The 8,409-nt window shown below is 67.8% G+C and carries 10 protein-coding genes; 8 read left to right on the top strand and 2 right to left on the bottom strand.

What is annotated here, in order from left to right; translation table 11 throughout:
* From HC022_RS13825 to HC022_RS13795, 7 genes are all read left to right on the top strand, one after another.
* A partial coding sequence (locus HC022_RS13825) for an ATP-binding cassette domain-containing protein (RefSeq protein ID WP_167452831.1) occupies positions 1–394 on the top strand: 394 nt, incomplete at its 5' end.
* Positions 391–2,061: an amino acid ABC transporter ATP-binding/permease protein gene (locus HC022_RS13820; RefSeq protein WP_167452830.1), complete on the top strand. Its 1,671-nt coding sequence runs from the start codon at positions 391–393 to the stop codon at positions 2,059–2,061. The genes HC022_RS13825 and HC022_RS13820, both read left to right, overlap by 4 nt.
* 210 nt (positions 2,062–2,271) lie before the next feature.
* Positions 2,272–3,885, top strand: a complete 1,614-nt coding sequence (locus HC022_RS13815) for a cytochrome ubiquinol oxidase subunit I (protein ID WP_167452829.1) — start codon at positions 2,272–2,274, stop codon at positions 3,883–3,885.
* A 5-nt stretch (positions 3,886–3,890) separates the two neighbouring features.
* Positions 3,891–5,054, top strand: coding sequence for a cytochrome d ubiquinol oxidase subunit II (cydB, locus tag HC022_RS13810; RefSeq protein WP_167452828.1), 1,164 nt, complete (start codon positions 3,891–3,893; stop codon positions 5,052–5,054).
* Positions 5,055–5,069: 15 nt separating this feature from the next.
* Positions 5,070–5,207 carry a cytochrome bd-I oxidase subunit CydX gene (cydX, locus tag HC022_RS13805; protein ID WP_008886675.1) on the top strand — a complete coding sequence of 46 codons (138 nt, stop codon included), beginning with the start codon at positions 5,070–5,072 and terminating at the stop codon, positions 5,205–5,207.
* Between the two features lie 165 nt (positions 5,208–5,372).
* A complete protein-coding gene (locus HC022_RS13800) occupies positions 5,373–5,831 on the top strand; it encodes an NUDIX hydrolase (protein WP_089963991.1) in 459 nt (152 codons plus the stop codon).
* 140 nt (positions 5,832–5,971) lie between these two features.
* On the top strand, positions 5,972–6,490 hold the full coding sequence (locus HC022_RS13795) for an EamA family transporter (protein WP_368484667.1): 519 nt from the start codon (positions 5,972–5,974) through the stop codon (positions 6,488–6,490).
* On the opposite strand, the gene HC022_RS13790 is transcribed toward HC022_RS13795, so the two are convergent.
* Positions 6,381–7,190: an ABC transporter permease gene (locus HC022_RS13790; RefSeq protein WP_008887194.1), complete on the bottom strand. Its 810-nt coding sequence runs from the start codon at positions 7,188–7,190 to the stop codon at positions 6,381–6,383. The two genes, HC022_RS13795 and HC022_RS13790, sit on opposite strands and share 110 nt — an antisense overlap.
* Before the next feature lie 121 nt (positions 7,191–7,311).
* On the opposite strand from HC022_RS13790, the gene HC022_RS13785 reads away from it, so the two are divergent.
* Complete coding sequence (locus tag HC022_RS13785) at positions 7,312–7,908, top strand: GcrA family cell cycle regulator (RefSeq protein ID WP_008887292.1); 597 nt, start codon at positions 7,312–7,314, stop codon at positions 7,906–7,908.
* A gap of 136 nt (positions 7,909–8,044) precedes the next feature.
* Here the strand turns inward: HC022_RS13785 and HC022_RS13780 are convergent, their stop codons facing one another.
* Positions 8,045–8,257 (bottom strand): hypothetical protein, encoded by a 213-nt coding sequence (locus HC022_RS13780; RefSeq protein ID WP_167452827.1) that lies wholly within the window; start codon positions 8,255–8,257, stop codon positions 8,045–8,047.
* Positions 8,258–8,409 lie beyond the last annotated feature (152 nt).

The raw sequence follows: 8,409 nt of genomic DNA, 5'->3' as shown, positions 1-8,409 counted from the left end.
GCAAAGCGTGCACGTGCCCGACATGACGCTGAGGCGCTTTCTCGACCCGCATGATGGCGGCGCCGACCTCAATGCCGCGCTGCGCGATGCCCGGGCCGAGGGCATCGTCGCGGCGCTGCCCGAGGGGCTCGAGACGGTGCTGGGCGAGACCGGCGCCGGGGTCTCGGGCGGGGAGGCACGGCGGCTGCTGATCGCGCGGGCCTTCCTGAGCGGTGCCGACGTGATCCTTGCCGACGAGCCGACGGCGGATCTGGATGCGGCCAACGGGGCCGCGATCACCGAGGCGCTGGTGGCGCTCGCCAAAGGGGGGCGGACGGTGATCGTCGCAACCCACGACCCGGCGCTGGCGGCGGCGATGGGACGGATCGTACCTGTGGGGGAGGGCGTGGCATGAGACAGCTCTGGCAGATCCTGCGGCTGCTCTGGACCGCCGAGCCGCGCGCCATGTGGCGCGGTGCGGTGCTGGCGGTGACGGTGCTGGTGATGGGCGCGGCGCTGCTCGGCCTTTCCGGGTGGTTCATCACCGCGACCGGCATGGCCGGCCTCGCGGGCATCGGCATCGCCTTCGACGTGTTCCGGCCCTCGGCGGGGGTCCGGATGCTGGCGCTCGGCCGGGCCGCCGCCCGCTACGGCGAGCGGCTGCTGACCCATGATGCGACGCTGCGCGCGCTGGCGCGGCTGCGGGTGACGCTGCTGGCCCGACTCGAGCGTTTCCCAATGCCCGAGCTGCGCCGGATGCGCGGTGCCGCGGCACTGACGCGGATCACTGCGGACGTGGATGCGCTCGACGGGGTCGTGCTGCGGCTGGCGCTGCCGGTGGCGGCGGCGCTGATCACCCATGCCGCGGCTTTCGTGGCGCTCTGGGCGCTGACCTCGCACGCGATCGCCGCCTCCATTGCGCTCGGCTACCTGATCGGCGGCGGCGTGGTGCTGTGGCGGGTGGGGCGCGCGACGCTCGAGCCGTCGAGCCGCGCCGAGGCGGCGATGCAGACCCTGCGGCAGGGAGCCATCGGGCTGTTCCGGGGCCGTCGCGAGGCGATCCTGCAAGGCACGCTGCCGCGCTGGCGGGCGTCGCTCGACGCCACCGAGGCCGAGGCCCGCGCCGCCATGGACCGACTCGATGCCATCGACACCGGCGCGGGCATGGTGCTGTCGGTCATCGTGGCGCTGGTCGCCGCCGTGGCCTTTGCGCTGGCGGGTGTTCTGGTCGCGGGCGACAACCTCGACCCGGCGCTGGCGGCGGTGGGGGTCTTCGTGGCGCTCGCGCTGGCCGAGACGCTGGTGCCGCTGCGTCGTGGCATGGCCGAGATCGGGCGGATGCGCGACGCCGCCGCCCGGGTGCTGGCCGAGCCGCAGGTCGCGGCAAGGCCCGAGCGCAAGGGCCCGGCACAGGCGGCGGTTCCCGGCGCCGTGCTCGAGGTCCGGCACCTGTCGCTGGCCCGGCCGGGCTGGTCGCGGCTGCTGCTGCACGACCTCGGTTTCGCGGCCATGCCCGGCGAGACGCTGGCGATCCGCGGCGCGAGCGGTGCGGGCAAGAGCACGCTGCTCGACGTGCTCGCGGGGCTCGAACCGGCTACGGCCGGCGAGGTGCTGCTGCTGGGCAAGCCGCTCTCCGAATGGGAGCCCGCGGCGCTGCGCGATGTCGTGACGCTGGTGCCGCAACGCTCGGCACTTCTGTCGGGCAGCATCTTCGACAATCTCGCGCTCGCCGATCCGGGGCTGACCCCGGAGGCCGCCCGCGCCGTCCTGCGCGCCGTGGCGCTCGGGGACGCGGTCGAGGCGCGTGGCGGGATCGGGTCACAACTGGGTGAGGGGGGCGCCGGGCTCTCGGGCGGGCAGGCGCGACGTCTTGTCCTTGCACGGGCCCTGTTGCGTCGTCCGAAGCTGCTGCTGCTGGACGAACCGACCGAGGGGCTCGACGGGCCGACTGCACGGCAAGTGCTTGCAGGCGCGAGGGAATTCCTTCCAGACACGGCGATCGTCACCGCCTCGCACCGGGCGGCGGAGCTTGAGTCGGCGGACCGGGTTCTGGAACTCGAAAGATATATTCCAGAGGTCTGATATTTTGATCCAGATCAAGACTGGTGCCGGGCTCAGGGTGTAGCAGGGGGCGAAAGCCGAGTCTGAAAAGGACATTTTTCTGAACCGTATCGCATTGAAAGTGCGGGCGATTCACACGCTTGAATATGAATCTGTGACATATCTTATCGCTCGCGGAAGGTCTCCCCTCTGACCGCGGGTGCCATGTCACGCAACCAAGGAGACGGAAACATGGAACTCGATATCGTCGAGTTGTCGCGGCTGCAGTTCGCGATGACCGCGATGTATCACTTCCTCTTCGTGCCGCTCACGCTGGGTCTGTCGATCCTCGTGGCGATCATGGAGACGGTCTACGTGATGACGAACCGTCCGATCTGGCGCCAGATGACCAAGTTCTGGGGCACCCTGTTCGGTATCAACTTCGTGCTGGGCGTCGCGACCGGCATCACCATGGAATTTCAGTTCGGTATGAACTGGAGCTACTACAGCCACTACGTCGGCGACATCTTCGGAGCGCCGCTGGCGATCGAAGGGCTGATGGCCTTCTTCCTCGAGGCCACCTTCGTCGGGCTGTTCTTCTTCGGCTGGGACAAGCTCAGCAAGGTCGCGCACATGATCGTGGCGTGGCTCGTGGCGCTGGGCTCGAACTTTTCGGCGCTGTGGATCCTGATCGCCAACGGCTGGATGCAGAACCCGGTCGGCGCGGCGTTCAATCCCGACACCATGCGCATGGAGATGACCAGCTTTTTCGAGGTCATGTTCAACGAGGTGGCGCAGGCCAAGTTCGTGCACACGGTCTCGGCGGGCTACGTCACCGCGTCGGTCTTCGTGCTTGGCGTCTCGGCGTGGTACCTGCTGAAGGGCCGCCACGTGGAACTTGCCCGGCGCTCCATCGCGGTCGCGTCGAGCTTCGGCCTTGCCGCGGCGCTCTCGGTCGTGGTGCTGGGCGACGAGTCCGGCTACTCGGCCTCGCACACCCAGAAGATGAAACTCGCGGCCATCGAGGCCATGTGGGAGACCCACCCGGCCCCCGCGCCGTTCACCGCCATCGGCTTCCCGGACAAGGAAGCGCGCGAGACCCACTACGCCATCGAGATCCCCTGGGTCATGGGGCTGATCGGCACCCGCTCGCTGGACACCGAGATCCCCGGCATCAACGATCTCGTGGCCGAGGCCGATGCGCGGGTACGTTCGGGCATCATCGCCTATGACGCGCTGATGACCATCCGGGCCGAGCGCGACGCCACGCCCGCCGAGGTCCGCGCGACCTTCGAGGAGCATTCGGCCGACCTTGGCTTCGCCTTCCTGCTGAAGCGCTACGTCGACGATCCGCGCGACGCCACCGAGGCACAGATCGTGCAGGCGGCCGCGGACACGATCCCCGGCGTTGCCCCGCTGTTCTGGGCTTTCCGCCTGATGGTGGGTCTCGGCTTTGCCTTCATCGCGGTGATGATCTACTTCTTCGTGACCGGCAATTTCCGGGGCGGGCAGTACCCGCGCTGGGCGCTGCGGCTCGCGGTGATCATCATTCCCGCGCCGTGGATCGCCGCCGAGCTGGGCTGGTTCGTGGCCGAGTTCGGGCGCCAGCCGTGGACCGTCGACGGGGTGCTCCCCACGGCGCTCTCGGCAAGTCACCTGAGCGTCGGCGACCTTCTCATCACCCTGGCGGGCTTCGTGATCTTCTACACGGTGCTCTTCGTCATCGAGATGAGCCTGATGCTCAAGTACATCCGCAAGGGACCCTACATGGACGTCGACGAGACCGAGACGTGGACCGAGCGCCACGAACACCGGCTGCGCACCCATGACGGCAAGGGCCCGTTTGCACCCAACCCGGCGGAGTGAGGCACATGATCCTGCATGATCTTCTGAGTTTCGAATTGCTGCGCGTGATCTGGTGGGGGCTGCTCGGCGTGCTGCTGATCGGCTTCGCGCTGACCGACGGCTTCGACATGGGCGTGGGCGCCCTGCTGCCCTTCGTCGGCAAGACCGACACCGAGCGCCGCGTGGTCATCAACACCATCGGCCCGGTCTGGGAAGGCAACCAGGTCTGGTTCATCCTCGGCGGCGGGGCGATCTTCGCCGCGTGGCCGCCGCTCTACGCGGTCAGCTTCTCGGGCTTCTATCTCGCGATGTTCGCGGTGCTCGCGGCGCTGATCCTGCGGCCGGTGGGGTTCAAGTACCGCTCCAAGCGCGACAGCGCGGCGTGGCGGAGAGGCTGGGACTGGGCGCTCTTCGTGGGCGGCGCGGCACCGGCGCTGCTGTTCGGCGTGGCGGTGGGCAACGTGCTGCTGGGCGTGCCCTTCCACCTGACCGAGGACCTGATGCCGATGTACGACGGCACCTTCTACGGCAAGTTCCTCGGACTGCTGCGGCCCTTCGCGATCCTGTCGGGCGTGGTCTCGCTGTCGATGCTGATAATGCACGGCGCCGCCTGGCTGACCCTGAAGACCGAGGGCATGGTGCAGATCCGTGCGCGGACCATCGGCACCGTGGCGGGCATGGTCGCGGCCGCGGCCTATGCGCTGGCGGGGCTCTGGCTGGCCTTCGGCGTCGACGGTTTCGCCGTCGTGGGCGAGGTCGCCAAGGACGGGCCGTCGAATCCGCTCTATTCCGAGGTGACACGCGGCGGCTCGTGGCTTGCGGCCTATGCCGAGCGTCCGTGGATCGCGATTGCGCCGCTCATGGGCTTTGCCGGCATCGCCATGGCGGTCCGCGGGCTGCGCGAGGGGCACGAGGTCTCGACTCTGCTCTGGTCCAAGCTCGCCATCACCGGGATCATCGCGAGCGTGGGCCTGACCATGTTCCCGTTCATCCTGCCCTCGATCGTCGACCCGAACAGCTCGCTCACGGTCTGGGACAGCTCGTCCTCGCACCTGACGCTGTTCGTCATGCTGGTGGCCGCCCTGATCTTCATGCCGCTCATCCTCATGTACACGGCGTGGGTCTACAAAGTGCTCTGGGGCAAGGTCACCGAAGACGACGTGACCGCGAACTCCGAGAGCGTCTATTGAGAAAGGACTGACACGATGTGGTATTTTGCCTGGCTTCTCGGTCTGCCGCTGGCGGCGCTCTTCGCGGTGCTGAACGCCATGTGGTTCGAGCTGAGAACCGACTCTCGGATCGTGGACGAGGCCGACTGCAACGGCGACCAGCCGGTCCGCTGATCCCCCTTGACGATCCTCAGGCGCGCCGTCCGACCCTCGGGCGGCGCGCTGCTGTGTCCGGGCCCGCGTTAAGAGATTATCAGGACTTTTCGCGAAACCGTCATACGTTCATTACGTGTGAGGATTAGTGATACCCGATGATACGCGATTTGCGGGTCTCGTGAGATGAGCAGCTACGGCGAGCAGATCGCAGCCCTGCCCATCCACTGGGACAAGAAAGGCAATCTCAAGGTCCTGATGGTCACGTCGCGGGACACCGGCCGCTGGGTGATGCCCAAGGGCTGGGAGATGAACGGCCGCAAGCCATGGGACGCTGCCGCCATCGAGGCGGTGGAAGAGGCCGGGGCCGTGGGCTACATCAGCCGGGAGGCGATCGGCAGTTTCGTCTACGACAAGCGGCTCGACGACGGCTCGGTGATGCCCTGCCGGGTGCAGGTCTATCCGATGATCGTCGAGAAGCTGAAGCGCAGCTGGAAGGAACGGCACGAGCGCAAGCGCAAGTGGTTCTCACCCAAGGGCGCCGCCAAGCGCGTGCATGAACCCGAGCTGTCCAAGCTGCTGACCTCACTGAGCGACAGGCCGCGCCGGCAACCGATTCTCCGCCAGCTTCTCCGCCGCGTCTGAACGGTTCCACCGCGCGCAGCATGGCCGCTTGCCACGCCACGCCGGCTCGCGCTCTGCTGAGCCATGGATGATCGCGCTCTTCGGAGCCATGGTGCTGCGCCCCGACGCCCGACGCGTTCCAGCCGGCGGCGCTGCTCGCGGTGGGGGCTGCGATCTGCCTCGGGACCGAGCTGGTGGTCATCAAGCGGCTGAGCGGCCGCGAGGGCGCGTTCCAGATCCTGCTGGTCAACAACCCTATCGGCGCGGGCATCGCGACTTTGGCGGCGCTCTGGTTCTGGAAGGTGCCGACTCCGGCGCAATGGGCGGCGCTGGCCCGCATCGGGGTGCTGATGGCCGGCGCGCAGAGCTGCTTCATCCAGGCGATCCGGCGGGCGGACACGAGCTTCGTGTCGCCCTTCTGGTATGCCACGCTGGGCTTCTCGGCGCTCTACGACATGGCGATCTTTGGCGTCGTGCCCGACGGCATCTCGGTGCTGGGCGCGGCGATCATCGTGGCGGGCGCGGGCCTTCTGGCCTGGCGCGAGGCCCTGCTGAGACCCGCCGGGGCCGTCACGCCTTCAGCCGCCAGCCCGTCCGGAACAGCGACCACGCCGCCAGCATCACTGCCGCTGTCGCCGCCACTGCCACCGCGAAGCCGAGCACCGGATTCGCGTCGCTGACCCCCAGCATCCCGAAGCGGGCGCCGTCGATCAGGTAGAACACCGGGTTGAAGTGGGTGATGGAATAGAGCACCGGCGGCAGCGCCTCGACCGAGTAGAAGGTGCCCGACAGGAATGCGAGCGGGGTCACGATGAAGTTGGTGATCGCCGCCATCTGGTCGAACTTGTTGGCCCAGAGCCCCGCCAGCATCCCGAGCGACGACAGGAATGCCGCGCCCAGCGTTGCGAAGACCAGCAGCACCAGCGGGTGCGCCGGGAAGAGGCCGGTGATCAGCCAGAGCCCGAGGGTGATCGCCACCGCGACCATGAGTCCGCGCGCCACGCCGCCGGCGAGGTAGCCGAGCACCAGCTCGAACGGGGCGAGCGGCGGCATCAGCGTGTCGACGATGTTGCCCTGCACCTTCGAGATCACGATCGAGGACGAGGTGTTGGCGAAGGCGTTCTGGATCACCGTCATCATCAGGATGCCCGGCGCGATGAAGCTGGTGAAAGGCACCCCCATCACGTCTCCGCGACGCGGGCCGATGGCGATGGTGAAGATGAGCAGGAACAGGCCGGCCGTCACCAGCGGCGCCAGCAGGGTCTGGGTCCAGACATTGGCGAAGCGCAGCACCTCGCGGCGGCAAAGCGTGAACAGCCCGAGCCAGTTCACCGCGCCGAAACGACGCTCGCCCGGACCTTTGCGTGAGATGTCGGTCATGTGGGATCCCTTCCTATGCGGGCTTGGCTTGTAACTCGCAGTGCGATGACTACAATAGGGCCATCCGCGGATTTTCCAGGCGGCCCCGATGCCGGGCCGCCTTTTTCACTAAGGAAGCACCATGTCCTGGACCGATGAACGCGTCGAGCTGCTGAAGAAGATGTGGGCGGAAGGCCAGTCTGCCAGCCAGATCGCCAAGGAGCTCGGCGGGGTGACCCGCAATGCCGTGATCGGCAAGGTTCACCGCCTGGGGCTGTCGAACCGTACCGGATCGGGCCCCGCACCGGCGGCGGCAGCACCGGCGAAGGAAGCGAAGCCCGTCAAGGAGGCCAAGGCCAAGCCGGCACCCAAGCCCGCAGAGCCCGAGCCGGAGGCCAAGCCGCGCGAGACCGCCGCGGCGAGCGTTGCCGAAACCCGCCCGGTGCCGACGCCGGCGCGCAAGCAGATCATCCCCGCCGGCCAGCCGCTGCCGCCGCAGCCCTCTGCCAACGAGATCTCGCCCGAGGCGCTCGCCAAGGTGAGCGAGGTCGAGAAGAAGGCGAAGAAGCTCACGCTGATGGAACTGACCGAGCGCACCTGCAAATGGCCGGTGGGCGACCCCGCCACCGAGGACTTCTGGTTCTGCGGTTTGCCGGTGCAGCAGGGCAAGCCCTACTGCGAGGCTCATGTGGGCGTGGCCTTCCAGCCGATGTCCTCGCGCCGCGACCGTCGTCGCTGAGGCCCGGGCGCCACTCTCCATATAGAGAGGCGCACCTGTATTTATGACATCAGAAAGGCGGGGCCCCGGAAACGGGCGCCCCGCCTTCTTCTTGTCTTTGCTGGCCTGAACGGCTGGCGCGACACGAGCGACGGGCTCACCAACCCTGTGGCTCGATCCGGCGCGGCTGCGGCATCGGATGCGGCAGGCCCATGTCGTCGCGCTGCGCGTCGGTCAGTTTCTCGATCCGGCGGGTCTCGCGCCACCGGGCGTCGCGGCGCAGGACCGCGGCCAGCGCGCCGAGGGCCGCGGCACCAATCCCGTGCGAGGGGCGGGCAATGGAGAAGGGTTCTGAAATGGGACGGGGCATGGAAGCGATCCTTTTGAAACGGGAGAGGAGGCAGATGGTCTGCAGTCCCAGATTGACGCTACGTCGCAATCGCTGCGTAAAATCTCCCGTCAAAACCGGCGCGCACTTCGCAAAAACGTCGTAACCCTGCTAGGATCGTTCGTGAGTTCGGT

The sequence above is a fragment of the Salipiger sp. HF18 genome (genome assembly GCF_011806505.1).
Taxonomy (GTDB): Bacteria; Pseudomonadota; Alphaproteobacteria; order Rhodobacterales; family Rhodobacteraceae; genus Salipiger; species Salipiger thiooxidans.
This window is presented reverse-complemented; position numbering and strand designations above follow the sequence as displayed.

Coding starts and splice junctions, on each gene's coding strand:
- HC022_RS13820 (WP_167452830.1), top strand. CDS start 391: ATGAGACAGCTCTGGCAGATCCTGCGGCTGCTCTGGACCGCCGAGCCG.
- HC022_RS13815 (WP_167452829.1), top strand. CDS start 2,272: ATGGAACTCGATATCGTCGAGTTGTCGCGGCTGCAGTTCGCGATGACC.
- cydB (WP_167452828.1), top strand. CDS start 3,891: ATGATCCTGCATGATCTTCTGAGTTTCGAATTGCTGCGCGTGATCTGG.
- cydX (WP_008886675.1), top strand. CDS start 5,070: ATGTGGTATTTTGCCTGGCTTCTCGGTCTGCCGCTGGCGGCGCTCTTC.
- HC022_RS13800 (WP_089963991.1), top strand. CDS start 5,373: ATGAGCAGCTACGGCGAGCAGATCGCAGCCCTGCCCATCCACTGGGAC.
- HC022_RS13790 (WP_008887194.1), bottom strand. CDS start 7,190: ATGACCGACATCTCACGCAAAGGTCCGGGCGAGCGTCGTTTCGGCGCG.
- HC022_RS13785 (WP_008887292.1), top strand. CDS start 7,312: ATGTCCTGGACCGATGAACGCGTCGAGCTGCTGAAGAAGATGTGGGCG.
- HC022_RS13780 (WP_167452827.1), bottom strand. CDS start 8,257: ATGCCCCGTCCCATTTCAGAACCCTTCTCCATTGCCCGCCCCTCGCAC.